At 57.3% G+C, this 25,589-nt stretch carries 18 protein-coding genes; 8 read left to right on the top strand and 10 right to left on the bottom strand.

The genetic code is table 11. The features are described from left to right. Positions 1–146: 146 nt before the first annotated feature. Entirely contained in the window at positions 147–1,877 is a 1,731-nt protein-coding gene (gene argS, locus JK231_RS09060) for an arginine--tRNA ligase (protein WP_045832925.1), read from the top strand. Between the two features lie 35 nt (positions 1,878–1,912). Here the strand turns inward: argS and JK231_RS09055 are convergent, their stop codons facing one another. The 10 genes from JK231_RS09055 to JK231_RS09010 form a co-directional block, all read right to left on the bottom strand. Continuing rightward, entirely contained in the window at positions 1,913–2,317 is a 405-nt protein-coding gene (locus JK231_RS09055; protein ID WP_097116846.1) for a flagellar protein FlhE, read from the bottom strand. Positions 2,318–2,320: 3 nt separating this feature from the next. After that, positions 2,321–4,408, bottom strand: coding sequence for a flagellar biosynthesis protein FlhA (gene flhA, locus JK231_RS09050; RefSeq protein ID WP_058960198.1), 2,088 nt, complete (start codon positions 4,406–4,408; stop codon positions 2,321–2,323). Beyond that, positions 4,401–5,552, bottom strand: coding sequence for a flagellar biosynthesis protein FlhB (gene flhB, locus JK231_RS09045; RefSeq protein ID WP_211728411.1), 1,152 nt, complete (start codon positions 5,550–5,552; stop codon positions 4,401–4,403). The genes flhA and flhB overlap by 8 nt, the downstream gene beginning before the upstream one ends. A gap of 87 nt (positions 5,553–5,639) precedes the next feature. After that, positions 5,640–6,461: a uroporphyrinogen-III C-methyltransferase gene (cobA, locus tag JK231_RS09040; RefSeq protein WP_211728410.1), complete on the bottom strand. Its 822-nt coding sequence runs from the start codon at positions 6,459–6,461 to the stop codon at positions 5,640–5,642. 11 nt (positions 6,462–6,472) lie between these two features. Continuing rightward, entirely contained in the window at positions 6,473–9,076 is a 2,604-nt protein-coding gene (locus JK231_RS09035; protein ID WP_211728409.1) for a nitrate reductase, read from the bottom strand. Further along, the gene (gene nirB / locus JK231_RS09030; protein WP_211728408.1) at positions 9,073–13,140 is read right to left on the bottom strand and encodes a nitrite reductase large subunit NirB; all 4,068 of its coding nucleotides are present in this window, start codon (positions 13,138–13,140) and stop codon (positions 9,073–9,075) included. The genes JK231_RS09035 and nirB overlap by 4 nt, the downstream gene beginning before the upstream one ends. Positions 13,141–13,150: 10 nt before the next feature. Beyond that, positions 13,151–13,939, bottom strand: coding sequence for an ABC transporter ATP-binding protein (locus JK231_RS09025; protein ID WP_097116841.1), 789 nt, complete (start codon positions 13,937–13,939; stop codon positions 13,151–13,153). 10 nt (positions 13,940–13,949) lie between these two features. Next, complete coding sequence (ntrB, locus tag JK231_RS09020; RefSeq protein WP_097116840.1) at positions 13,950–14,825, bottom strand: nitrate ABC transporter permease; 876 nt, start codon at positions 14,823–14,825, stop codon at positions 13,950–13,952. Between the two features lie 11 nt (positions 14,826–14,836). Then, positions 14,837–16,090, bottom strand: a complete 1,254-nt coding sequence (locus JK231_RS09015) for a CmpA/NrtA family ABC transporter substrate-binding protein (protein ID WP_211728473.1) — start codon at positions 16,088–16,090, stop codon at positions 14,837–14,839. A 268-nt stretch (positions 16,091–16,358) separates the two neighbouring features. Further along, on the bottom strand, positions 16,359–17,579 hold the full coding sequence (locus JK231_RS09010) for a nitrate regulatory protein (protein ID WP_211728407.1): 1,221 nt from the start codon (positions 17,577–17,579) through the stop codon (positions 16,359–16,361). A gap of 480 nt (positions 17,580–18,059) precedes the next feature. Here JK231_RS09010 and JK231_RS09005 point away from each other — a divergent pair, with 480 nt between their 5' ends. The 7 genes from JK231_RS09005 to JK231_RS08975 all read left to right on the top strand — a co-directional run bounded on the left by JK231_RS09005 (position 18,060) and on the right by JK231_RS08975 (position 25,564). Further along, entirely contained in the window at positions 18,060–18,551 is a 492-nt protein-coding gene (locus JK231_RS09005) for an SH3 domain-containing protein (protein ID WP_176505716.1), read from the top strand. Between the two features lie 85 nt (positions 18,552–18,636). Continuing rightward, the gene (gene icmH, locus JK231_RS09000) at positions 18,637–19,851 is read left to right on the top strand and encodes a type IVB secretion system protein IcmH/DotU (protein ID WP_211728406.1); all 1,215 of its coding nucleotides are present in this window, start codon (positions 18,637–18,639) and stop codon (positions 19,849–19,851) included. Continuing rightward, the gene (gene tssM, locus JK231_RS08995; RefSeq protein WP_034828607.1) at positions 19,851–21,965 is read left to right on the top strand and encodes a type VI secretion system membrane subunit TssM; all 2,115 of its coding nucleotides are present in this window, start codon (positions 19,851–19,853) and stop codon (positions 21,963–21,965) included. Before icmH ends, tssM begins: the two co-directional genes overlap by 1 nt. A gap of 13 nt (positions 21,966–21,978) precedes the next feature. Further along, positions 21,979–22,677, top strand: a complete 699-nt coding sequence (gene tagF, locus JK231_RS08990) for a type VI secretion system-associated protein TagF (RefSeq protein WP_034828605.1) — start codon at positions 21,979–21,981, stop codon at positions 22,675–22,677. Positions 22,678–22,710: 33 nt separating this feature from the next. After that, entirely contained in the window at positions 22,711–23,826 is a 1,116-nt protein-coding gene (gene tagH, locus JK231_RS08985; protein WP_211728405.1) for a type VI secretion system-associated FHA domain protein TagH, read from the top strand. Continuing rightward, entirely contained in the window at positions 23,823–24,599 is a 777-nt protein-coding gene (locus tag JK231_RS08980; RefSeq protein ID WP_045816028.1) for a protein phosphatase 2C domain-containing protein, read from the top strand. Before tagH ends, JK231_RS08980 begins: the two co-directional genes overlap by 4 nt. Before the next feature lie 14 nt (positions 24,600–24,613). Further along, positions 24,614–25,564, top strand: coding sequence for a hypothetical protein (locus JK231_RS08975; RefSeq protein WP_034824256.1), 951 nt, complete (start codon positions 24,614–24,616; stop codon positions 25,562–25,564). Positions 25,565–25,589: the final 25 nt, after the last annotated feature.

Raw genomic sequence — 25,589 nt, 5'->3', positions numbered from 1 at the left:
CCGCCATTGCGCATGCTAAAAGCTGACGCACTTTAACATTTCACGTATACTTCCCCTCTTATTTTTCCGTCCCGCCGCGCTATTGCGGGATGAAGGCATCGGCTCGCCGCCACTGGCGGGCCTTTTCAGCATATGAAGGTAACGCGGTGAATATTCAGGCTCTTCTATCCGATAAAGTCGGTCAGGCAATGGTAGCGGCGGGTGCGCCAGCAGATTGTGAACCTCAGGTTCGTCAGTCGGCTAAAGTGCAGTTCGGCGATTATCAGGCGAACGGTATCATGGCTGTGGCGAAAAAGCTCGGTCAGGCTCCGCGCCAGCTGGCTGAACAGGTGATTCAGCATCTGGATCTCGCCGGCATCGCCAGCAAAGTCGAAATCGCCGGCCCCGGCTTCATTAATATCTTCCTCGATCGCAACTGGTTGGCTACCCAGGCCGCGCAGGCCCTGCAATTGCCGCGCCTTGGCGTCAGCAGCCTCAAGCCACAAACCGTTGTCATTGACTACTCGGCACCCAACGTCGCCAAGCAGATGCACGTCGGTCACGTCCGTTCCACTATCATCGGTGACGCTGCGGTACGTACGCTGGAATTTCTCGGCCACAACGTGATCCGCGCCAACCACGTCGGCGATTGGGGTACTCAGTTCGGTATGCTGATTGCCTATCTGGAAAAGCAGCAGAATGAGCACCACGAAGATATCGCGCTGGCGGATCTGGAAGAGTTCTACCGGGAAGCCAAGGTCACCTATGATGCGGACGAAGCCTTCGCCGAACGCGCCCGTGGTTATGTGGTGAAACTGCAAGGCGGCGACGAATATTGCCGTGCAATGTGGAAAAAACTGGTGGATATCACCATGAGCCAGAATCAGGAAGTCTATGACCGCCTGAACGTGACGCTGACGCGTAAAGATGTGATGGGTGAAAGCCTGTACAACGATATGTTGCCTGGCATCGTAAGCGATTTGCGTGAAAAAGGGCTGGCCGTAACCAGCGAAGGCGCAACCGTGGTGTTCCTTGATGAGTTCAAAAACAAGGAAGGCGAAGCGATGGGCGTGATCATCCAGAAAAAGGATGGCGGCTACCTCTACACCACCACCGATATCGCCTGCGCCAAATACCGCTATGAGACGTTGCATGCCGACCGCGTGCTTTACTACATCGATTCGCGCCAGCATCAACATCTGCAACAGGCGTGGACCATTGTGCGTAAAGCCGGATACGTGCCCGAGTCTGTGCCGTTGGAGCACCATGCGTTTGGCATGATGCTGGGCAAAGATGGCCGTCCATTTAAAACCCGTAGCGGTGGCACCATTAAGCTGGCCGATCTGCTGGATGAAGCCGTTGAGCGTGCGCATGCGCTGGTCAGCGAGAAAAACCCGGAAATGTCAGCGCAGGAGCTGAAAGATCTGGCGGAAGTGGTGGGTATCGGCGCGGTGAAATATGCCGATCTGTCAAAAAGCCGCACCACCGATTACATCTTCGACTGGGATAACATGCTGGCGTTTGAGGGCAACACTGCACCATACATGCAATATGCCTACACGCGCGTGCTTTCTGTGTTCCGTAAAGCCGGCATTGAAGCTGACAGCCTGAGCGGCGACATCGTGCTGACCGAAGAGCGTGAAGCGCAACTGGCAACTCGCCTGTTGCAGTTTGAAGAAGTGATCACCCAGGTTGCGCGTGATGGCACGCCGCATGTGATGTGTGCTTACCTGTACGATCTGGCAGGCCTGTTTTCAGGCTTCTACGAGCACTGTCCAATCCTCTCCGCCGAGGATGAGCAGGTGCGTAACAGCCGTCTGCAACTGGCTGCATTGACCGCTAAAACGCTGAAACAAGGTTTGGATACGCTGGGTATCAAAACCGTCGAGCGTATGTAGTAACAAAAAACCCGCCTCGGCGGGTTTTTTATTGGCTATTGGTAATTCACCGTCACTTCACTGCTCACCACTCGCAATCCCGGCGGTAACGCGCCCTTCCCCTGAAAACCGAACGCCAGATGCAGCGTCTCGTCAGCCGGAATATTCGCCAGGCTACGCGTTGAACCACTGCCGCCCTCAATCTCTACGCAACGCTGAGTCGCACACAAACGCACGATCAGCCCCGAGGGGGCTGGACGGCTCAACTGGTAACGCCAGTTCACCACCGTAATAGTGCCCACTGCGGGCGAAGGTGCTTTTAAAGCTGGCGTCGTGTGCCAGTTGCCGCGCACGCCGAGGCTCGGACCACTGGCACTGTCATGCCAGGATCCTGCTGCATCCACATAGAGCGGTAGCGCCATCATCGGCAACATCATTAGAGTCCAACACCAACGGCGCATCGGTTATTTGCCCCCAATGGTGGCGGTCATACGGATCTGGCGATTGTCGGTCAGCTCCATATTTGACAGCACCACCAACTGTGGCAGATTGCGGCGCAGGAAGCGCGCCAGCAAGGCACGCAGCGGATGGTTCACCAGCAGCACTGGTGGTGCACCCGTCATCTCTTGCTGTTGCAATGCACCCTGCGTCTGCACTAACAGACGATCGGCCAGGCCGGGCTCTAACCCCCCACCGCCCTGTAACGCTTGCAGCAGCAGACGCTCTAAGGTGGCATCCAGTCCAATCACCTGCACTTCACCGTTACCTGGGAACCACTGCTGAGTAATCGCACGGCCCAGCGCCACACGTACCACGCTGGTCAGCTCTTGTGGATCGGTCTGGACCGGCGCATGTTCCGCCAGGGTTTCGATGATGGTGCGCATATCGCGGATCGAAACACGCTCAATTAACAGGTTCTGCAGCACTTTGTGCAGGGTGGTCAGGGTGATAACGCCCGGCACCAGATCTTCCGTCAGCTTCGGCATCTCCTGGGTCACGCGATCCAGCAGCTGTTGCGCTTCCTGACGACCAAACAGTTCACTGGCGTATTGACCAATCAGGTGGTTAAGATGCGTTGCCACCACGGTACTGGCTTCTACCACGGTAAAGCCCTGAATCTGCGCCTGCTCTTTCAGCGCACTATCGATCCAGATTGCCGCTAAACCGAAGGCAGGATCGACGGTCGGTTCACCCGGCAAAGAACCGGCTGCAGTACCAGGGTTGATCGCCATCCAGCGCCCAGGATAGGCATCACCGCTGCCAATTTCCACGCCTTTCATCAGGATGCGGTAACGCGCAGGCGGCAACTCCATGTTGTCACGGATGTGCACCACCGGCGGCAGGAAGCCCACCTCCTGTGCGACTTTTTTACGGATACTGCGGATGCGACCCAGCAGCTCACCGTTTTGCAAATGGTCAACCATGGGAATCAGGCGATAACCCACTTCGAGACCCAGCGAATCTTCCAGCTGCACGTCTTTCCAGGAAGCTTCCACCGTGGCGGGTGTCTCCTGCGTTTTGACCAGACTAGAAGGTTCAGAGGTAGTCTTCGGTTTCATCTCTCGACCGCGCAGCCACCAGGCCAGACCGAGCAACGCGGCGGTAAACAGCAGGAAGACAAAGTTGGGCATACCCGGCACCAGGCCGAGCAGACCGATAACACCACCACTCAGCATCAACACGCGCGGATTGCTAAACAGCTGGGAGACCATCTGATCGCCCACATCCTGATCGGTGCTGACGCGCGTCACGATAACACCCGCAGCGGTAGAGATGACCAGCGCCGGGATCTGTGCCACCAATCCATCACCGATGGTCAGCAGTGTATAGGTTTCACCTGCGTGCCCCAGATCCATGCCGTGCTGCACTACGCCCACCAGCAGACCGCCGATGACGTTAATCACCATAATCAAAATACCGGCGATGGCGTCACCACGTACGAATTTACTCGCACCGTCCATTGAGCCGTAGAAATCGGCTTCCTGGGTCACTTCGCTACGACGACGTTTGGCTTCCTCTTCCCCGATTAAACCGGCGTTAAGGTCAGCATCGATCGCCATCTGCTTACCGGGCATCCCATCCAGCACAAAACGCGCGCCCACTTCGGCGATACGTCCGGCACCTTTGGTGATAACCATAAAGTTGATGATAACGAGGATGATGAACACCACGATACCGATGGCAAAGTTACCGCCCACGAGGAAGTGGCCGAAAGCTTCAACCACGCGTCCGGCGGCATCGGCACCCGTATGGCCCTCGAGCAGGATAATACGGGTTGAGGCGACGTTCAGCGCCAGGCGCAGCAACGTTGAGAACAGCAGAATGGTCGGGAATGCCGCGAATTCCAGCGTACGCTGGGTAAACATTGCCACCAACAACACCATGATCGATAAGGCAATGTTGAAGGTGAACAGCAGGTCGAGAATGAAGGCAGGTAACGGCAGCACCATCATCGACAGGATCAACATGATCAGTATCGGTCCAGCCAGCACCTTCCACTGCGTGTCTTTAAAGTTGCCCGGTAAACGCAGCTTTTCGGCCAGATTAGCCATCGTTTCTGTTCTCTCCTGCAAAGTCCATGTCTGCCGGAACCGGCAGCTGTTTTGGTTTAGTTGGGATCAAGCCACCTTCGCGTTTCCAGCGACGCAGTTGCCATACCCAGGCCAGCACTTCCGCCACGGCACCGTAAAGCGCGCCGGGGATGAACTGACCAATTTCCGTGTGTCGATACAGCGCACGCGCCAGCGGCGGTGCTTCTAAAATCGGAATGCGATGTTCTTTTGCCAGCTCACGAATTTTTAGCGCAATATCCCCGGCCCCTTTCGCAATCACCTTTGGCGCGCTCATCTTGCCTTCCTGATACTGCAACGCCACCGAGTAGTGCGTTGGGTTGGTGACGATAACGTCGGCTTTCGGTACATCTGCCATCATGCGACGACGGGCCGCCGCACGCATCGCCTGACGAATGCGCCCTTTGACGTGCGGGTCACCTTCGTTTTGTTTGTGTTCGTCGCGGATTTCCTGGCGGGACATTTTCAGCTTTTTGAAATGGCTGTAGAGCTGCCAGAACACGTCGAAACCGACCATGGGCACCAGGCCCAGCATGATCAACGCACAGCTAATGGCGATCATGGTTAAACCGTGATGGAGCGCGTTGGTGGGTGATTCACTGATTAACCGCAGCATCTCCTGCCAGTGCGACCAGATGTACCAGCCACCCACCAGACCCACCAGCACCGCCTTCAAAATGGCTTTTAGCAGTTCCGCCCAGGTCTGTGAGGAAACCATGCGTTTAAGACCACTCAACGGATTCAGCTTGTTGAAATCCAGCTTGATCGATTTACCGCTGATATTGATCCCACCCAGCAGCATCGGTGCAGCTATCGCCACAATCACCAGGCCTGCCATCAACGGCAGCAGCGCCATCACTGCCTGGCCGATCAGGTTGCTAATGTGGGCGATGATCATTTTGTCATCGGTCACCATGGCATGATCGAAACGAAAGCCAGTGGCCAACATGCTGGCCAGCTGTTCAGCCATCAGTTCGCCGCCGAGCCACAGGATCAGCAAGCCCGCCAGCAGCATCAGTATCGATGTCAGCTCGCGCGATCGCGGAATCTGCCCCTCTTCTCGCGCCTTCTCTAGTCGGTGCGCCGTGGGCGATTCTGTTTTGTCCTCGTCGCTCTCTTCAGCCACGACATACCTCAGCTGGCAGGAATTCTGAGCATAGGATGCCAAAACCCGCCAAGGCTAAAGCGTGGATTAAGGGGGGAAAATACGAGTTTATTTAGCCATAAGTGAAATTGCGTTGAGATCGGCGCTTTGTGGCTGCCGATAAAAGCGTACCACTTCACCCACCAGCAACAGTGCCGGGGATTGCGCCTGCTCACGCGCAATGGTGACGGTCAGATCCGCCAGAGTGGTCACCATCACGCGCTGGTCAGGGCGCGTGCCATTTTCAATGATCGCCACCGGCGTATTGGCAGCGCGACCGTGCGCCTGCAACTGGGCGCTGATGCTGGCGCTCCATTTCAATCCCATGTAAAACACCAGCGTCTGATTGCTGGCGGCTAAACTGGCATCATCCAGCTGTGGCTCACCGCTTTTGCCGTGCCCGGTGATTAGCCGTAAAGACTGCGCACAGTCGCGATGCGTCAGCGGAATGCCGCTGGCTGCCGCACAACCTGCTGCGGCAGTGATGCCGGGCACTATCTGGCAGGTAATACCCGCCTGCTGCAGAAACAGCATCTCTTCTCCGCCGCGCCCAAAAATAAAGGGATCGCCGCCCTTCAACCTCACCACTCGCCGCCCACTGGCCGCCAGATCGGCCAATAGCTGATTGATCTGCGCCTGCTTCAGGCCATGGCTACCGGGCTTTTTACCGACATCGATCGACAGCGTCGAGGACGGCACTTCAGCCATGATCTCGTCGCTTACCAGGCGGTCATACACCACCACATCAGCGCTTTTAATCAGGCGTAGTGCTTTCAGCGTCAGTAATTCGACATCACCCGGCCCTGCGCCCACCAGCCACACGCAGCCCGGCGCCGAGTCCCCACTTTGGAAATTGAACAGTTTTTCAAGACGCTCAATGGCCTGAGTCATGATGTTCTCCGCTACTGCGCCACGCGCAGGGTTGCCAGTAAGTTTTTAAGTTCCGGAATACAGGAGCCACAGTTGGTGCCGCACTTTAACGCTGCCCCCAGTGCCGCTGGCGAGCCGCAGCCCTGCTCGATCGCCCCACGGATCGCCACTTCTCCCACGCCGAAACAGCTGCAAATTGTCCGGCCCTGGCTTTCCCCCTGAGCCGGACGCCCACCCAATAGCGCATGACGCAGCTGAGGAGACGTTGGCGTCTCCGTGAAGGCTCGCGCCACGAAGCCATGATCAATCTCTGGCAACCAGGGCGCAGCATAAAACGCACACACCAAACGTCCGCTGCGCCAGCCCAGCATGTGTAACTGCTGTCCCGCCTGCGCCTGTTGCCACTGCACTTCCTGCATAGCGGGTAACTGCATCAACCAATCTGCTGCCTGCGCCTCACCCGCCAGCACATAACGCTGTGCTCCCTGTTGCGGCGCACGCGACCAATACAGCAGTTTCGATGGTGTTATCACCTCAGGCATGAACAACCATCCCTGCCACAACGGACGCAGCGGTTGCAAACGCACTGCGGTCTGCTTCAACGCAGGTTGCCCCGAGTCGGGACAGCATTGAGCCGCTATTAATCCGTCGACATTCGCCTGCGCACTAAACTGACGCGTCCAGTGCATCGGGACAAACAGCTGGCCGCGGGTTAAGCCACTGTCGATCACCACACGACCACTCCACCAGCCCAATGCCGACTGCATGCGAGTGAGATCGCCCTGACTTAGGCCATATGCCGCCGCATCGTGCGGGTGCAGCGCGACAAAAGGCTCATCGTAATGCTGCATCAGGCGCGGCACGTTGCCGGTGCGCGTCATGGTGTGCCATTGGTCACGAATGCGTCCGGTATTCATCAATAAGGGGTAACGCGCACTGGTGAGCGTCTTAACCGGAATGGCGGGCGGCAGCAAACGTGCTTTGCCATCCGCGTGGAAGAAACGACGATTGGCAAACAGCCGTGCGGTGCCACTCGGTGCGCGGTCGTTAAGCGGCCACTGCACGGGTGCCAGCTGGTCATATTGCTCACGGGTGATATGCGCCAGTGCACTGATGTCGAAAGCGCGGCGGCCATGATTTTCGAAGCCAGACAGCGCCGCATGTTCAGCAAAAATTTCGCTGGGATGCTGCCAGGCAAAGGCTTCGGTATATCCCAGACGTTGAGCCACCTGCGCCAGTAACCACCAGTCAGGTTTCGCTTCGCCAGCTGGGGCAATAAAACTTCGCTGGCGTGAAATGCGCCGCTCGGAGTTGGTCACCGTACCGTTTTTCTCGCCCCACCCTTGCGCGGGCAGCAAGACGTGCGCTAAATCAGCGGTATCACTGCGCGCGCTCACTTCCGACACCACCACGAGTTCGCACTTTGCCAACGCCTGAGCGACACGATTCCCCTCAGGCATCGACACTGCCGGATTGGTGCCCATAATCCACACTGCTTTGACCTCGCCACGATCAATCGCATTGAACAGATTAACCGCCGTTAAACCGGGCTGGCGCGCCACCTGCGGGCTGTTCCAGAAGCGACTCACGCGGTCCACTTCCTCTTCGCTGAACCCCATATGCGCCGCCAGCTGATTGGCGAGGCCACCGACCTCACGCCCGCCCATGGCGTTCGGCTGTCCGGTTAATGAAAAGGGACCCGCGCCTGCATAGCCGATTTTTCCGCTGAGCAGATGGGCATTGATGATGGCGTTATTGTTGTCACTGCCGGTTTGCGACTGGTTGATTCCCATGCACCACAACGTCACCACGCGGGGTTGCTGGGCAAACCGTTGCCAGAAAGCCACAATATCTTGCTCGCTGAGCTGGCAGGCGGCGGCGACTGTGGCCAGATCCCAGGCCTTGCAGGCCGCCAGCGTGGCTTCGACGTTGGACAGATGGGGCAGCATGCTTGCATCCACCGCATCATTGTCGCTCAGCCAGTTAAGCAGCCCGGCGAACAGCGCACTGTCCGACCCCGGCTGCAGGGCCAGATGCAGATCGGCGATATTACAGCTGGCGGTGCGACGTGGGTCGATTACCACCAACTGCATTTCTGGTCGATCGGTTTTCGCCTGCACCAGCCGCTGCCACGCCACCGGATGCGCCCACGCCGCGTTTGAACCGACCAGCACCACCATATCCGCCTGTTCGATATCTTCATAACAGCAGGGCACGGCATCGGCACCGAATGCGCGTTTGTAGCCCACCACTGCCGACGCCATACATAGCCGCGAGTTGGTATCGATATTGGCGGCGCCAATAAAGCCCTTCATCAGCTTGTTGGCGGTATAGTAGTCCTCGGTCAGAAGTTGGCCAGAGCCATAAAACGCCACTGCCTGAGGACCATGCTGATCGATGATACGGCGCAATCCTTGTGCGACATGATCCAGCGCCCGATCCATGCTGACGCGTTCACCGTGGATCTGCGGCCACAACAGACGTCCTTCATGAGACAGGGTTTCACCCAGCGCTGAGCCTTTCACGCACAAGCGGCCAAAGTTAGCCGGATGCTGGCGGTCCCCGCTCACCGGCTGATCGGGCGCGTTGACTTCTACGCCACACCCCACGCCGCAGTAAGGACAGGTAGTTTTCATGATGCTGCCGCAAGCGCGAGAATGGGCTGATGGCCGAGCCACACTTTGCCGCCATCCACCCGCACTGGCCAGCAACGCAGCTGGTGCTCGGTATTGTCCAGACTCTGCCCATCGCGCAAACGAATCCGCTGCTTATAAAGCGGAGAAATCACCACCGGTTCGCCCGCCACATCGCCGAGAATCCCGCGCGACAATACGCTGGCGTGCGTGCCCGGCTCAATATCCTCCAGCGCGTAGACCGCCTCACCTAAGCGGAAAAGCGCCACACGCTGGCCACCCAGTCGCGCGCCCATCCCTGCTGCCTCAGGAATCGAGGACACATCACAAATCGCACTCCAGGGTTCAGCAGGCAGCGTGGTCACTGGAATGATTTCCATGGCCGCGGGTTGTCGCTGGTCGCGCACGCGCACATAGTTGAGGGTTTCATCCGCTTGCTCACTGTTGACTGTTGCACTGAACAATGCGCGGCGTGAAGGATCCTGCAGCGTGCTTTGCCACTCGCACTGGTAGCGATCCACCACCAATTGCATCTCCTGCTCCAGCATGTCGCCGATACCGAGGGCATCCTCGATGATCACGCTGCGCAGGTAATCCAGTCCGCCCTCCATGTTGTCCATCCACACGCTGGTGCGCTGCAGACGGTCAGCGGTGCGCACATAAAACATCAGAATGCGATCCACATAGCGCAACAGCGTTTCATCATCCAGATCGCTGGCGAACAGGTCAGCGTGACGCGGCTTCATCCCCCCATTGCCACAGACATAGAGGTTCCAGCCTTTGTCGGTGGCGATCACCCCAATGTCCTTGCTCTGCGCTTCAGCACACTCTCGGGTACAGCCCGACACCGCCATTTTGATTTTGTGTGGCGCACGCAGCCCCTTGTAGCGATTCTCCAGCGCGATAGCGAAAGCGGTCGAGTCCTGCACGCCATACCGACACCAGGTCGAGCCGACACAGGACTTCACGGTGCGCAGCGATTTGCCGTAGGCGTGGCCGGTTTCAAAGCCAGCAGCGATCAGTGTTTCCCAGATGTCGGGCAACTGATCCAGCCGTGCACCAAACAAATCGATGCGCTGGCCGCCAGTGATTTTGGTGTAGAGATCGTAACGGGCCGCCACTTCGCCAATGGCAATGAGTCCCTTGGGCGTGATCTCCCCAGCGGGCACGCGCGGCACCACCGAGTAGGTGCCGTCTTTCTGGATGTTGGCAAAGTAGCGGTCATTAGTATCCTGCAACGGCAGATGCTGGGGTTTCAGCAGGTACTCGTTCCAGCACGAGGCCAGCAGCGAGCCCGCCAGCGGCTTGCACACTTCACAGCCGTGGCCACGACCATGCTGCTGGATCAGTTGATCAAAGGTGGTAATATTACCGACGCGAATCAGGTGATACAGCTCCTGGCGTGAGTAGGCAAAGTGCTCGCAGATATCCTTTTTGACCACCACGCCTTGGTTCGCCAGCTCGAGCTCCATCACCTGTTTCACCAGCGCATTACAGCCGCCACAGCCGGTGGCCGCTTTGGTGCAGCTTTTGATTGCGGCCATATCGCCACAACCGCCCTGCACGGCTGCACAAATATCCCCCTTGCTGACGTTGTGGCATGAGCAGATCTGCGCGGCTTCCGGCAACGCCGCTACCCCCAACGCTTTGGATGGCACCCCTGCCAGCTGCGGCAGGATCAGGCTTTCTGGTTCACTCGGCAGCGGCATCTTATTGAGCATCATCTGAAGCAGACTGCTGTAATCACCGCTGTCACCCACCAGCACACCGCCGAGCAAGGTTTTGCTGTCTTTGCACACCACCAGTTTTTTGTAGATGCCTTTGGGATTGTCAGTCCAGTGATAGCTTTGACTGTCAGCCGTGCGGCCATGCGCATCACCAAAGGAGGCCACTTCCACACCGAGCAGTTTAAGCTTGGTGCTCATGTCCGCGCCGCCGAATACCAGCTCCTCCTGCGCCAGCTGCGCTGCCAGCACGCGCGCCATTTGATAGCCTGGCGCCACCAGGCCAAAAATCTGACCTTGCCACAGTGCACACTCGCCAATCGCATAAACGCCGGCCACGTTGGTTTCACAGCCATCGTTGATGGCAATGCCACCCCGATCGCCGAGTTGAATCCCCGCCGTACGCGCCAAAGTATCGCGTGGTCGGATACCGGCGGAGAACACAACCAGATCGGTTTCCAGTACGCTGCCATCGGCAAAGCGCAGCAGCACGCTGCCTTCCGGCTGACTTTCAATCGCTTCGGTCTGTTTACTGGTGTGGATCTGCACGCCCAGTGCGCTGATTTTGCCGCGCAGCATTTGCGCCCCGCCATCATCCAGCTGCACCGCCATCAGACGCGGGGCAAACTCCACCACGTGGGTTTCCAGCCCGAGTTGCTTCAGGGCGTTGGCCGCTTCCAAACCCAGCAAACCTCCGCCGATCACCACGCCGCGCGTGGCCTGTTTGGCGCAAGCGGCAATCGCATCGAGATCGGCCAGAGTGCGATAGACAAAACAGCGTGGGCTTTCACGTCCTGGCACCGGCGGCACAAACGGCATCGATCCGGTGGCCAGCACCAGCTTATCCCACGCCAGTTCCGCACCGCTGGCATCGCGCAGGCTGCGCTTGTCGGTATCAATCGCCAGCACTTCGCAACCCGTGCGCAACTCTATCCCGTGTTGCTCGAAGAAGTTCTCGCTCACCAGCGAGAGATCGTCGGCACTTTTGCCGGTGAAGTACTCGGTGAGGTGCACGCGGTCATACGCCATCTGCGGCTCATCGCCATACACCACGATGTGATAGTGCTGGTGCAGTTCACGACTCACCAGCTGCTCAAGAAAATGGTGGCTGACCATACCGTGACCCACCACGGCGAGAAGAGGTTTGCTCATGACATTGCTTCCTGCAGCACACGGCTGCGTTAAGGGATTCTCCAGACCAAACAGCGCGTGAATGTCCACGTGTTCTGCCTGTTGTAATTGGGTTAGCAGCGAACTGGCACCCTGACTGTCGCCAAACAGCAGCACGCCGCGCAGGGCGCCATCGCGTAAGAACAGACGGCGATAGTGGCCGTCGAAAGGATCAAAACTGGTAATAGAGTCGCCTTCACGGATGTCGCCCGCGCTGAACATCTCAATGCCGGTGACTTTGAGCCGCGTACCGCTCTCCTGATGGTAAAAATCCGCCACTGGCGCGCCGGTCAGCTGTGCCGCCAGCACGTCGGCCTGAGCCAGGCACGGCGCTACCAGGCCAAAGGTCTCACCGTCGATTTCACAGCATTCGCCCAGCGCATAGACGTTAGCGACCTGGGTTTGCAGCTGACGGTTAACGATGATGCCGCGCTGGCATGGCACGCCAGCCTGCTGCGCCAGGGCGATTTCAGGCACCACGCCAATCGCCATCACCATCTGCTGCGCGGGCAGCAACGTGCCATCGGTGAGCGTCACGTGAGCGCGCTGGATCGATTGCAGCGACACGCCGAGACGGCAGTGGATCCCGCGCTGAGTGAGATGCTGTTTCAATAGCGCGCCCGCCTGTTGATCCAGCTGGCGATCCAACAGCCAGGGACGATGATGCAGCAGCGTGACATCGCGCCCGCGCAGACGCAGCGCCGCAGCGGCTTCCACCCCAATCAACCCGCCGCCCAGCACCACCACCGGTCCATCCTGCGCCAGCATGGTGTCGACATCGCGCAAGGTGCGAAATCCCAACACCTGCGGGCGCTCAACTCCCGGCAGATCCGGCATACGGGGTTGGGATCCACAGGCAAACACCAGCTTGTCCCAGTGCAGCGTGCGTTGATCGGTGAACACCGTCCGTGCGGTGAGATCCACCTGCAGCGCTTCTTCACCCATCAGCAGTTGTACGTCATGTGCGACATACCATTCCGGCGTGTGGATCAGCGTGTCCGCGAAGGCTTTTTCCCCAGACAGCACCGGTGACAGCAGCACGCGGTTGTAATTGCCCTGTGCTTCACGGCCAATCACCGTGATGGCATAGCGGCCCGGCGCACGTTGCAGCAAGGTTTCCACCATGCGCATCGCCGCCATCCCGTTACCGATCACCACCAGCTGCTGAGTCATCGCCCGCTCCTTACGCCACTGCCGTCTGTTTTTCGTAGAGGAAATGTAGGATCTGCTGGCGTAGCTGGTGATAGCGAGGCTCATCGGCCAGCGCCACGCGTGAACGCGGGCGCGGCAGATCGATAGCAAGGATCTCGCCCACCTGCGCCGCCGGGCCGTTAGTCATCATCAGCACGCGGTCCGACAGCAATACCGCTTCATCCACGTCATGAGTGATCAGCACAATGGTGGTTTTCAGCTCCTGCTGGATGCGCATCACGCTGTCTTGCAAGTGGGCACGCGTTAAGGCGTCGAGCGCGCCGAATGGCTCATCCAACAGCAGCACGCGCGGTTTCATCGCCAGCGCACGCGCAATACCGACGCGCTGCTTCATGCCGCCGGAGATTTCCGAGGGGCGCTTGTGCATGGCATGGCTCATCTGCACACGATTGAGGTTGTGTTCGATCCACTCGCTCATCTCGCGCTTGTTCATCTGCCCTTTAAACACCTGCTGCACCGCCAGCTCAACGTTCTGATAGGCGGTGAGCCATGGCAGCAGCGAATGGTTCTGAAATACCACCGCACGCTCGGGGCCGGGGCCGCTGATTTCGCGGTTCTCACACAGCAACACGCCGCTGCTCGGTTGAGTTAAGCCGGCGATCAGGTTGAGCAAAGTGGATTTACCGCAGCCGGAGTGGCCAATCAGGCTCAATGTTTCACCCGCGTGGATATCGAAGCTAACGTTATCGAGTGCCAGAAATTCACCGCTGGCGGTGTTAAAACGCTGACTCACCTGCTGTACGCGAATAATCGGATTCATCATCGGCCCCTTATTTATCCCAGCTAAAACGACGTGCCAGCAGCATCAGTGCCTGCTCCAGCAACAGCCCAATCACGCCGATCACTACGATGGCGATCAGGATGTTTTCCACATTGAGGTTGTTCCACTCGTTCCAGATCCAGAAGCCAATCCCGAGACCACCGGTCAGCATCTCGGCGGCGACGATCACCAGCCAGGCGATGCCCATCGACAGGCGCATCCCGGTGAGCGCGGCGGGCAATACCGCCGGGAACAGGATGCGGCGCATCACCGTCCATTCGTTGAGTTGCAGCACGCGGGCGACGTTGAGGTAATCCTGCGGGATGCGCTGCACGCCCTCGGCGGTGTTGATCACCATCGGCCAGATCGAGCAGATGAAAATGGTCCAGCTGGAAGCGGGTTCGGCACGCTGGAACAGCAGCAGGCCAATCGGCAACCACGCCAGTGGGCTGACCGGACGCAGCAACGCGATGATTGGGTTGAACATGCGTGCCACAAAGGTGAAGCGGCCAATCAGGAAACCGGCTGGGACGCCCACCAGCGCTGCCAGCCCAAAACCCACCGCCACGCGTTGCAGCGAGGCGACGATGTTCCAGCCAATACCCTGGTCGTTTGGCCCATTGTTGTAGAAAGGATCAGCGAACAGCGTGATGGCTGCCTGCCAGGTGGCAAACGGCGTTGGAAAGCCTTTGCTCGACATTGATGCCAGCTGCCAGACAAACAGCAGCAAAATCACACCGCAACTCGCCGGGATCAGTCTTTGTAGCAGCGGTTGCAACCAGCGCTGACGAGCGCGCGGTTTCTGTGGCACGTTAAGCGCAATCACCTGCGCCGGTTGAGCGACGACAGGCGTCGCGGGTTTTAGCGTGCGGGCTTCAGATTTCATGCTGACCTCACTTAACTGCGTTTAATGGCAAAGCTGTCGGCATAAGCGGCGGGGTTGCTGCCGTCCCACACTTTGCCGTCAGTAAGCGTGCTGCTGCGCATTTCACTGGACGGCACGGAGACGCCTCCCACTGCGCTGGCGGCTTGTTTGTAGATGTCGATACGATTGATTTGACGGGCAACGGCAGCGTAATCGGGAGCGGTCTTCACCATGCCCCAGCGCTTCATTTGCGTCAGGAACCACATGCCATCAGAGATCCATGGGAAGCTCACTTCGCCATCGTGGAAGAAGCGCATGGCATGCGCGTCCTGCCATTTCTGGCCGAGACCGTTTTCGTACTGGCCGAGCATGCGCCCTTCTAAGGTTTCAACTTTGGTGTTGATCCATGCGCGCCCGGCTAATACGGCGGTGGTCTCTTTGCGATTTTCATCAGAAGCATCGATCCAGCGTGCGGCTTCCAGCACCGCTGCCGTCATGGCGCGCGCCGTGTTGGGGTTTTCTTTCACCCATTGCGCGCGAGTGGCGAGGATTTTTTCCGGATGATCGGGCCAGATTTGCTGCGTGGTGGTGGCGGTAAAACCGATGTTGTCGCTGATGGCGCGCTGATTCCATGGCTCGCCCACGCAGAAGCCGCTCATGTTGCCCATCTTCATGTTCATCACCATCTGCGGCGGCGGCACCACCACGGTGCGCACATCCTCAAACGGATCGATACCGGCGTTTGCCAGCCAGTAATAGAGCCACATGGCGTGGGTGCTGGTCGGGAAGGTGTGCGCGAAGGTGAACGTGCCTTTCGCCTGGCTGGCGATCAGCTTTTGCAAGCTGGTGGCATCACTGACCTTCTGCTGTTTTAGTTGATTGGCGAGCGTGATGGCCTGACCGTTGTTATTCAACGTCATCAGGTTAGCCATGTCGTGTTGTGGCCCTGCTACGCCAAGCTGTAAGCCGTAGATCATGCCATACAGCGCGTGTGCCGCATCCAGCTCTCCGGCTGTGAGTTTGTCGCGCACCGCCGCCCAACTGGCTTCTTTACTCGGCTGTAGCGTCAGACCGTACTTCTTATCAAAACCTTTTACAGAAGCCATCACCACCGGAGCGCAGTCAGTGAGTGGAATAAAGCCCACGCGCACGCTGCTTTTTTCGGGCGCATCTGAACCGGCAGCCCATACCGCATTGCGTAAGCCCGGCAGTAAATAACTGCTTCCTACCACCGCGCTACCCAGCAGGAACTGACGACGTGAGACTGAAAACCGCGTTTTACTCATCATGCGCTTCCTGAAAAAAAAGAAATAAAAAAAGGCGTCCTCCCGCATGTCGTAAAAACATGGGGCCGGACGCCTTTATCCAAAGCACTCGCTTCACCGCCGTTGGCGAAACAAATGCGCAATGTCAGTGGAATATTGCAAAGCCTGTGCCAGAAAATTTTTTACTGCAAAATCAATATTAGCGCGCCATTGAGCCGTGAATCTGACTCCGCTTTGCACTGCCAGGACGCATAATACGCACAAGCTTTGTGCAACTACCTCCTTCGGGTTATGGCTTCAGCGTGGCCGCTACAGCGAGGATCGCCTGAGCAATATCCAGCATGCGTTTGTTCTGATTCATGGCACTTTTGCGCAACGCTTGCCACGCTTCCTGCTCGCTAAAACCGTGCTGCTGCATTAGCCATCCCTTGGCCTGGTCGATGACTTTTCGCTCATCCAGAGAAGCACGCATGGTGGCTAGTTCATCCGCCTGTGCCTGTAAGCGTTGCGCCTGCTCGCGAATCAGTGACAGCACAGAGCGGCCGAGTTGGGGGGCGAGACCGTTACTGTCCAGTGTGGTTACCTGCTCACCCAGCCAGCTGGCGCCAGCGACATACAATGAGAAACTCGCGTCCTCATTGATCGTCAGGTGCTGGGGTTCAGCTTGTTCACTCGCCGCAATGGCGCGCTGGCAACACGCCATTAATGTGCTGCAGAGTTCATCTTCAATCTGTTTCATCTGATCGAGACGTTGGCTCAGCAGCGTGAACCACTGCAGCACGCCATTCTCACCGCACTGCGCGCCGGTGCAGGCAATACGCCGCAGTCGCTCAATCTGGCTGTCCGCATCCGCCATCACTAGCCATCGCTGCTGATTTTGCGCATCCGCGAACTGACTGAAGGTCGCGAAGCTTTTCTCCTGAGCAGCGATCAACATTTGAATCCGCTGGCGCTGTTCCGCGGTAAACTCCCCGGCAGCAAACCCGGCTGAACCAGTAGCGCGCTCCTGCCCCGCCAACTCCTTACCCTGCATAAAGCTAAAGAGCGCAATCAGCGCGCGGGAAATCTCCGGCTCACTGGCCGTGTCGGTGGCTTCGAAGACCAGATTAAGTAAGGTGCGGATAATGTGATTAAAGCCCTCCATCGCCTCTGCATGGCTGCACTGCCCCGCCCGAATTTGCTGGCGTAACGATGGCAGGCTCTCTAACGACTGCAGCGCTGCGGCAATTAGCATACAGAAACGGCTGTAACCCGGCTGCGCCACCGCTTCCGGCAGGACCATAAGGGCATTTTCCTGTCGCTGCTCTACCTCAAGTGCGCGCGCATCCAGCTCATCGCCAAACAACCGTCCTGCGGAACAGATCCAAATGTTGCTGGCACCGCGCTCACGTTGTAGCACGTGAATTAACTCACTGATGGTGAGAATCTGTTCGCCTGTGCGCAGAAGTCGTCGCAGGCTGGCAATTTCGCTGGCGCGGCTGGCGCGCAAATATTCTAAAGCCCGGCTCATAAGGTTCTCTTGAGCAAAATAGACATAACGACTTTAAGCAAAAGCCGTGCCGGACTGACTTTAAAGCTGGCGGAAATGTGCACGGAAATTCCGAAAGTAAGAAAATTGTTTACCTGCGCAATCTTTTTTTAACCTTAAGGAAAGATTAAGAAGACTTACCAATGACAAGACATCTTTCTACGGCACTTCGGCTTTATCGCCTGCGTCACACACTTACACGACTAAATAAGTAAATTCAGCTTATCTATCACTAAAGGCACAGGTTTTTTATCCCCCTGCTATGCGCTGTTTTCGCCCGTTAGCACGGGTTTTCTCGCTATGCAATGGATTGAATTCTCAAAAGTCTTAGGTAGACTGAGCACAGTACTATCTTTCTGTAATCTGACTGTTTTTTGATGGCTTTCCCGCTGCATACTCTGCCCGCCTTAAATGCGTGTGCCACATATTAATCTGCAGCTAATCTGATGAAATTTGAGGTTCATGGTGAATAAGAGTCTGTTGCTCACTCTGCTGGCAGTATTGACATTGGCGGGTTGTAAAGCGCCACCACCGCCGATGACTGATGACACCCTGGTCACCAGTGAGGTAAATGGCGTCAAGCTGGTTCACCGTCATGCGGTGGCAGCGCCAGGCGAATTCACGCCGGTTAATGAGAGTTTCCGCGCACTGTATGCGGCGTCGGTGATGACCACGCCAGATTATGGCGGCAAGGTCGTTCGTTATCTCGATAACGCTAAACCCTTTGAAGTACTAGGACGTGTCGAACACAGTTGGTTAGCCGTTGCCGATGAACCCAATGGACAGCTGATTGGTTACATCCCGCCGAAAGCCGGGGTTGAAAGTAGCCGTTATGACGCCACCCTGCGTAGCGACCGTCCACGTCCCCGCCGTACTAAACAGGTCTGCGTGGCCGTTGGCGGAGCCAGCAAGGCTTGCCGCACCAACGATACCGCGACCTGGATCCTAGACTGATAATGCAATATGGCGCAGATTGTCCACAGCAAGGTCGCACTCTGTGGACGCTCCCTAGCGCCATTGCCAGGAAAAAAGATATTTAATGACCCAGGATTCTGTTGTCCGCGATGGCATTGTCGCGGGCAACGATAACCTTTTGCTTAATGCCGCAGCACCGATATTGAATGCCGTTGTCCGTATACGGCAGGCTGCTACGCATGACGATCCCGCCGGTTTACGCCAGTTACTCATTGAAGAGATCCGCCAATTCGAACATCGCTGCAAGCAAGCCGGTTTGCCGTTTGAGATGATTATTGGTGCGCGCTACTGCTTATGCAGCGTACTGGATGAAGCTGCCGCACAAACTCCATGGGGTACGCGCGGTGTGTGGTCAGGGAACGGCATGCTGGTCACTTTCCATAATGAAAGCTGGGGCGGCGAAAAAGTGTTTCAGCTACTTTCCCGCGTCTCGCAAAGCCCGCAGCAACACCTGTGGTTGCTGGAGCTGATTCATTACTGTCTGCTGCTGGGCTATGAAGGACGTTATCGCGGCAGCGATGCTGGCCGTGCACAGTGTGAAGGGATTCGTAAACGCCTCGCTCAACTGATCCAGGAAACGCGCCCGTCGACCACGAACCCGGCCGTGCCGCTGGTGGAAGTGCATCCCCTGGTCAGTAGCTTAACCCGTCCGATGGTGCCGCTATGGGCCTGTGCGATGTTAGCGGCCCTGATTGCCTGCCTGATTTACAGCGGCCTAAACTGGCGACTGGGCAATGCGGCCGAGCCGCTGCTGCGCGCCATCTATCAAACACCGCTGCCACAAATTATGCCCGGCCGTCGCCCTACCTCACCGCAGGCATTGCTGGATTTGCATCAGCGTTTGAATGATGTGATCGCCGCCGGTCAACTGGAAGTCAGCGATGGCGCCTTTGGCAGTAAAGTGATCATTCCTGCCGATAAACTCTTCTCCCCTGACGGTACCGTGGTCAATCAGGTTGGTCGCGCGCTGTTGGCGCACGTTGCCAGCGCCATGAAAACCGTTAAAGGCACGGTACTGGTGTCGGTGTATACCGATAACAGCCCGGTGGATGGGCGTTTTGCCTCAAGCTATGAATTTTCCTTTGCGCGCGCACGCGCCGTGACCCAGTTGCTAAACCCGCAACTGGCGGAAGGGCACAGTGTGAAAGCGGAAGGCCGCGGCGACAGTAATCCGCTGCTGCCAAATGACAGCAATGAAAACCGCGCGCGCAACCGCCGTGTGGAGATCACCCTGTTTGCCGCACCGGAAACCCTTGGCAATCATCCAGGAGGTGAGTGATGCGCGCATCGCTGCAACATCTGTTAACCCACCGCCTGCTGTGGAGCCTGATTGGTGTCACTGCCTTAAGCTGTGTGCTGTGGATGCTCGGCCCGCTGTGGAGTTGGGGAGACACCCGCCCCCTTGAGCCGGTGTTTCCTCGTCAACTGCTGGTCGGTTTGCTGTTCTTCTGCTGGGTGCTGTTCCAGTTTATCCCGGCGATCTGGCGCGGCTGGTTTAACAGTAAACTCCTCAACCGTTTGCAGGAGATGAGTCACGAAGAGCTGTCCGATCGTCAGGCCACTGATACGCTGCTGGCTCAGCGCTTCAGTGAAGCAGCGCTGCGCCTGAAACGCACACAGTTTGGTCGACGTCATCAACAGAACTGGCTGGCCCGCTTTCAGAGCCACTATCTCTACCAACTGCCCTGGTATGTGATGATTGGGGCGCCCGGCGCGGGCAAAACCACCGCCCTGCTTAATGCCGGACTGGAGTTTCCGCTCACCGATAGCCTCGGCAAAGCGGCGATTCGCGGCGTCGGCGGCACGCGTCACTGCGACTGGTGGTTTACCGACAGCGCGGTGTTGATCGATACCGCAGGGCGATATGCCCTGCAGGAGAGCCAGCGTGCACGCGACGGCGCCGAGTGGCAGAGTTTTATTAACCTGCTGAAACGCTATCGCACCCGCCAGCCGATCAACGGCGTGATCATGACTATCAGCGTGGCTGATCTGCTCACCGATTCCGCGGAAGCGCGTCACGCACAGGCCAGCGCGTTACGTAGCCGCATGCAGGAGTTACACCAGCAAACTGGTATCCATTTCCCGGTGTATGTGATGGTGACCAAGACCGATCTGCTGAAAGGGTTTTTAAGCTTTAACGAAGGCCTGAGCAAACCGCAGCGCGACGCCATCTGGGGATTCACCTTCCCCTGGGAACCGGGTAAACCGCACAAAGATGACTGGCATAACAGTTTTAGCCAGCAATATCAGCGTTTGGAACAGCGCCTGCAGCAGCAACTGCCCACGGTGATGGCGAATGAACGCGATCTCACCCTGCGTGCTGACTGTTTCCTGTTCCCACAGGAGTTCAGCTCGTTAAGGCCGTTGCTGAATGAGTACCTGGATGTGGTGTTCTCGCGCCATGAGGATGAGATTGCCTGGTCAGCGCGCGGCTTATTCTTTACCAGCGGGACTCAGGAAGGCTTACCGTTTGATCGCATCATGGGCGAACTCAACCGTAAGCTTCAATTGCCACATACCGGTGAAAGTAGCCTCGCCACCTGGGATAGCGTCACCCGTAATAACCCCATCCCCGGCAATAAAGGCCAGAGTTTCTTTATCCGCGACCTGCTTAGCGATCTGGTGTTCCGCGAAAGTGGCTTAGCGGGCAGTAACCGCCATTGGGAGTACCGCAACCGCCTGTTCCACTGGATTGGCTACGGTGCGCTCACTGGCGCATTGCTTTTGCTCTCCGGTTTATGGCTGGCCAGCTATGTCCAGAACCAGCAATATCTTAACCAGGTTGCCGAGCGTATTGAGCCAATGACTCGTCAGAGTCAGCAGGTGATTCATCAGCCAGCCGATAATATCTTTGATCTGCTACCCTTCTTAAATAACCTGGTGAAGCTGCCGTTGTCGGAGCGCTTTTCCCTCGACAATCCACCGCTTAGCATGCGCGTGGGTCTCTATCGTGGCAACCAGGTAAGCGATGCGGCATGGGTGCTTTATCAAAATGCGCTTAAGTCTCTACTGTTACCGCGCGTGGCCCAGCAAATCACCAATTTGCTGCGTGATGACCCCGGTAACGACAATGAATACAGCCGCAATGCGCTGCGTGCCTATCAGATGTTGTATCAACCGCGCAATTATGACGGCGAATTCCTGCGCGCCTGGCTGATGCAGAATCTTCAACGCAATCTGCCAGATGATGTCAGCGCCCGGGATTTGCAGCAGCTTGACTGGCATCTTAGCCAGCTTCTGGATCAGCAGATTCAGTCGTCGCCTTATGCGCGAGATAACGCACTAATGATGCGCAAGCTTGCAGAAAATCTGAAAATTGCCGGTGCGAATGGCAGTTCGCTGGCGATTGCACCACAGCGGGTTTCGCAGCGATTGACCGGACACAGTGAGTAATGGTGAGGTAACCATGGCGACGCACACCGCGCCGGGTTGGTACGGCAAATTACCGGCCACCGGCGATTTCCTGCGCCAGCGCCTGAGTGAGAATACCGTGACGCCCTGGAGCCATTGGTTTCAACAGGGGCTCATGCACTGGCATCAGCAACCCGATGCCTCCACTCAGCTGTTTCTGCGCGCACCTGTCTGGAATTTTGTTCTGCCGCTGTCGCCGCTACGTCAGCAGGTGCAGATGGGCTGCCTGCTGCCTTCGTGCGATCGCGTGGGGCGCAGCTGGCCGCTGCTGGCTTTGCGAAGTTTTCCGCTCAGCCACTGGCACAGCGCTCAGCTGGCCATGTCGGGCGACTGGTTTCAGGAGTTGGGGACGCTGCTACTACGCGGCGTGCGTGACCGGCTGAACCCGGATGCGCTGGAGCAGCAGATGCAACGCGTCACGCCGCTGATGGTCCCGGATAATCAGCGCAGCGATATTATGGATGTGATTGGTTTTGATGATCTGCCCTGCACACTGAGCTGGCGTGAAGTGGCGGATAAATTCGATCCCCAGCAGCATATTAGCTACTGGTGGAGTAATCGCAGTGACGGTTTTGCCCACGCCACACACAAACACAGTGGGCCGCTCACCGCGCAACTTTTTGCGTTACTGTTTAACCCGGCGGCAGGTGCACAGCCGGGACGCAACGGCCTCTATCCACCCATGTTTGAATGAGCCGCAGCGTTTTCCTTGTTAACAGGATGACTCATGCAATTTACCATTGTGCAGTGCAATACGGATGTGCCAGCAAAGACGGTTGCTTTTAAACCGCCTGGGGGAACCATTGGCCGCAGTCAGGATAACGATCTGGTGCTGCCTGACGAATCGCGCGCCATTTCACGCTTGCAGGCGCTGGTGCATATCTCCCCGGAAGGTGAGTGCCGCCTGACCAATCAGGGCAGCGTGACCTCGGTGGTATTGAACGGCGTGGCGCTACAGCGTGGTTCACAAGTGCAATTACAGCATGGTGATGCACTGCAAATCGGCGATTATGGCCTTGAGGTGCGCGATCCTGCCTGCCAGAGTACCCAGCATGATGACCCGCTCACGTTCTTCGCGGACAGCACTGCCGATCCTCTCGGTATGCAGCAGGCATTCGACAGGGTGCCGGAACCCACTGCGGCGCGTCCGGAGCGCCTGACTGACCCACGCCTGGGTATTGATCCACAAAGTGATACCCCTTCGGCTCCCGCCACGTTGCCGCATGCCGATCAGGACAAGCTGCTGGCTGCGCTGCTGGAGGGCATGGGATTGAACAATGGCCATCACACGACGATCACCGAAGAGCAGATGCGCGTGACCGGCCGCATGCTGAGCCTGTTCTCGCAAGGCACTGTTGCCCTGCTCTCTTCCCGTTCGATCCTCAAGCGCGGCGTGAAAGCCGATATGACGATGATCCTCAATGAGGCCAACAATCCGTTTAAAATTTTGCCTTCGGGTAAGACGGTATTGATGCAGATTTATCAGAGCCAGATGCCCGGTTTTATGCCGCCAGAAGCGGCAGTGCGCGATGCACTGGTGGATTTGCAGGCGCATCAGCTGGGTATGATCGCTGGCATACGCGCGATCATCGCGGCGATGCTGCAATCCTTCAATCCGCAACGGCTGGAAGAGGAAGCACGTAAAGATGGCGTGTTGCCTAAGCTACCGTTTAACGGCGGGCGTAAAGCGGCCTTGTGGGATTACTTTTCACGCCACTACCAGCGCACTGCCGGTGAAATTGAAGATGACTTCCATACCCTGTTTGGTGAAGCGTTCCTGCATGCGTATGACATGGAAGTGAATCAATATAAAGATTCCCAGACTCGGACCGAAGACGCATGAAAATGATGTTTGCCAGCCGTTGCCAGCAGGGAATGCGCGATGAAAACCAGGATCGCACCGGAGCCGAGCTGGATGAGCACAAAGCCTGCTTTCTGGTTTGCGATGGCGTGGCCGGTTTGCCTGGCGGTGACAAAGCGGCGCAAATCGTGCGGGATACGCTGCTGACCCAGTTACACAACAGCCCGACGTTCACGCCCGAGAGCACTCGTGCAGCGATTGAGCACTGCCAGCAGGTGTTGCTTGAGGCGCAGGGAAAAAATCCGAAATATGCTCGCATGAGTACCACGCTGGCCGCGCTGTTTATTGACCGCGAGACACAGCGCGCATGGTGGGCGCATGCTGGTGACAGCCGGGTTTATCACTTCCGTCATGGGGTGTTGAGTCAAGTGACGCGTGACCATAGTCTGGCCCAGCAACTGCGCGAAGCAGGCTATGAAAATACCGGAATTAACAGTAATTTACTCTATAATGCGCTCGGCGTTGAGCCTGCACGTCCAGCCACCTTTAGTGAAGTGATTTCATTGACGGATGGCGATGCGTTTCTCGTCTGCACCGACGGGTTCTGGCTCAATCTGACCACTCACGAGATGGAACAAGCCCTGCGCATGGTCAATGCCTGCGAAGAGTGGCTGACTTTGATGGAACAAGCCGTTAACCGCAGTGTAAAAAGCGACAATCTCAGCGCTCTGGCCATCTGGATTGGCGAACCGCAGGAAGCGACGCTGCTTTATTCCCAGGCTGATGCGGCACGTTTTCTGCCGACACGTTATTGATCCCAAGGACCCTTATGAAAGTGTGGTTGCCGGGCTTAGCGACCCTGTTGCTGGCTCTAAATGCGCAAGCTGATGATTATCGTGTGGTCTATTCGCCGAGTCTGTCGCTTGAAGTCTATATCGATAATGTGGCCAGCAATTCACCCAACGACTGGTGCAAAGAGACCTTGCCGTTGCGTATTGTTTCCGGCAAAAGCACTGATTCCAGCATTCTGACCAGCTTCCTGCCGCGCGTTGGCACGCTGCTGGCGAATCAATGCGGCACGCTGGATGAAATCCCGTGGCAGATGACCAATAAAGACGGCAGCGTGCTGGCCAACGGCAGCGCAGCAAAATTACAGAACTGGCGACCCATCGTGATTAACGATGCGACCGCCAGTGCCAGTGCCAGCAATGCCGCCCCGCTGGATCTCTCACGCCCGGCAGACAGCACCCCATTGCAGCACTTTACCCTACCAGCGGGTTGTCATTTCCGCACCTCCTGGGACGAAAACGGCGACTCGCTATTTATTCCGGATAACCCGCAGCAGCACTGCTCCACGGATGGCTGGCTTGAAGGCCCGAGTGAATTAACGCTGATGAGTGGTGACAAAACCCGCTCGCTGGCGGTGAATTTCTATCAGGGCTACCCCATTGCCAACCTCAAGCTCAGCGGCCCGGCACTGGAAGTGGTGGCGGTGAACAAACAGCGCATGATCGTGACGCGTCCGGACGCCGAAGAGAGTTGGTTAGTGCTGCCGTTCGATAGCCAGCAACATGTGTGGCGCTTCACCGGCAATCTGCTGATTAAAATGGATAAGACAGCAGGTCAAGACAGTGACACGGTGAAGAGTCGGGTTGAAACCTTACGCGGCGTTTGGTCGTCGCAGTTTATGCCACAGCAAAAAGTGACTGTGTTACTGATTGACACCCTGCATGCGGATCTTGCCGATCCGGCGATTGGTGCCTGGCGTAACATTAATTAATTAGCGGTCGTCGCCTGACGTCAAC

This window comes from Pantoea sp. JGM49 (assembly GCF_018257655.1).
Lineage (GTDB): Bacteria > Pseudomonadota > Gammaproteobacteria > Enterobacterales > Enterobacteriaceae > Pantoea > Pantoea communis.
Note: the sequence above shows the minus strand (reverse complement) of the source record. Positions and strands in the feature narration are given on the sequence as shown.

Coding starts and splice junctions, on each gene's coding strand:
- JK231_RS09055 (WP_097116846.1), bottom strand. CDS start 2,317: ATGCGCCGTTGGTGTTGGACTCTAATGATGTTGCCGATGATGGCGCTA.
- flhA (WP_058960198.1), bottom strand. CDS start 4,408: ATGGCTAATCTGGCCGAAAAGCTGCGTTTACCGGGCAACTTTAAAGAC.
- cobA (WP_211728410.1), bottom strand. CDS start 6,461: ATGACTCAGGCCATTGAGCGTCTTGAAAAACTGTTCAATTTCCAAAGT.
- JK231_RS09035 (WP_211728409.1), bottom strand. CDS start 9,076: ATGAAAACTACCTGTCCTTACTGCGGCGTGGGGTGTGGCGTAGAAGTC.
- nirB (WP_211728408.1), bottom strand. CDS start 13,140: ATGACTCAGCAGCTGGTGGTGATCGGTAACGGGATGGCGGCGATGCGC.
- JK231_RS09025 (WP_097116841.1), bottom strand. CDS start 13,939: ATGAATCCGATTATTCGCGTACAGCAGGTGAGTCAGCGTTTTAACACC.
- ntrB (WP_097116840.1), bottom strand. CDS start 14,825: ATGAAATCTGAAGCCCGCACGCTAAAACCCGCGACGCCTGTCGTCGCT.
- JK231_RS09015 (WP_211728473.1), bottom strand. CDS start 16,090: ATGAGTAAAACGCGGTTTTCAGTCTCACGTCGTCAGTTCCTGCTGGGT.
- JK231_RS09010 (WP_211728407.1), bottom strand. CDS start 17,579: ATGAGCCGGGCTTTAGAATATTTGCGCGCCAGCCGCGCCAGCGAAATT.
- JK231_RS09005 (WP_176505716.1), top strand. CDS start 18,060: ATGGTGAATAAGAGTCTGTTGCTCACTCTGCTGGCAGTATTGACATTG.
- icmH (WP_211728406.1), top strand. CDS start 18,637: ATGACCCAGGATTCTGTTGTCCGCGATGGCATTGTCGCGGGCAACGAT.
- tssM (WP_034828607.1), top strand. CDS start 19,851: ATGCGCGCATCGCTGCAACATCTGTTAACCCACCGCCTGCTGTGGAGC.
- tagF (WP_034828605.1), top strand. CDS start 21,979: ATGGCGACGCACACCGCGCCGGGTTGGTACGGCAAATTACCGGCCACC.
- tagH (WP_211728405.1), top strand. CDS start 22,711: ATGCAATTTACCATTGTGCAGTGCAATACGGATGTGCCAGCAAAGACG.
- JK231_RS08980 (WP_045816028.1), top strand. CDS start 23,823: ATGAAAATGATGTTTGCCAGCCGTTGCCAGCAGGGAATGCGCGATGAA.
- JK231_RS08975 (WP_034824256.1), top strand. CDS start 24,614: ATGAAAGTGTGGTTGCCGGGCTTAGCGACCCTGTTGCTGGCTCTAAAT.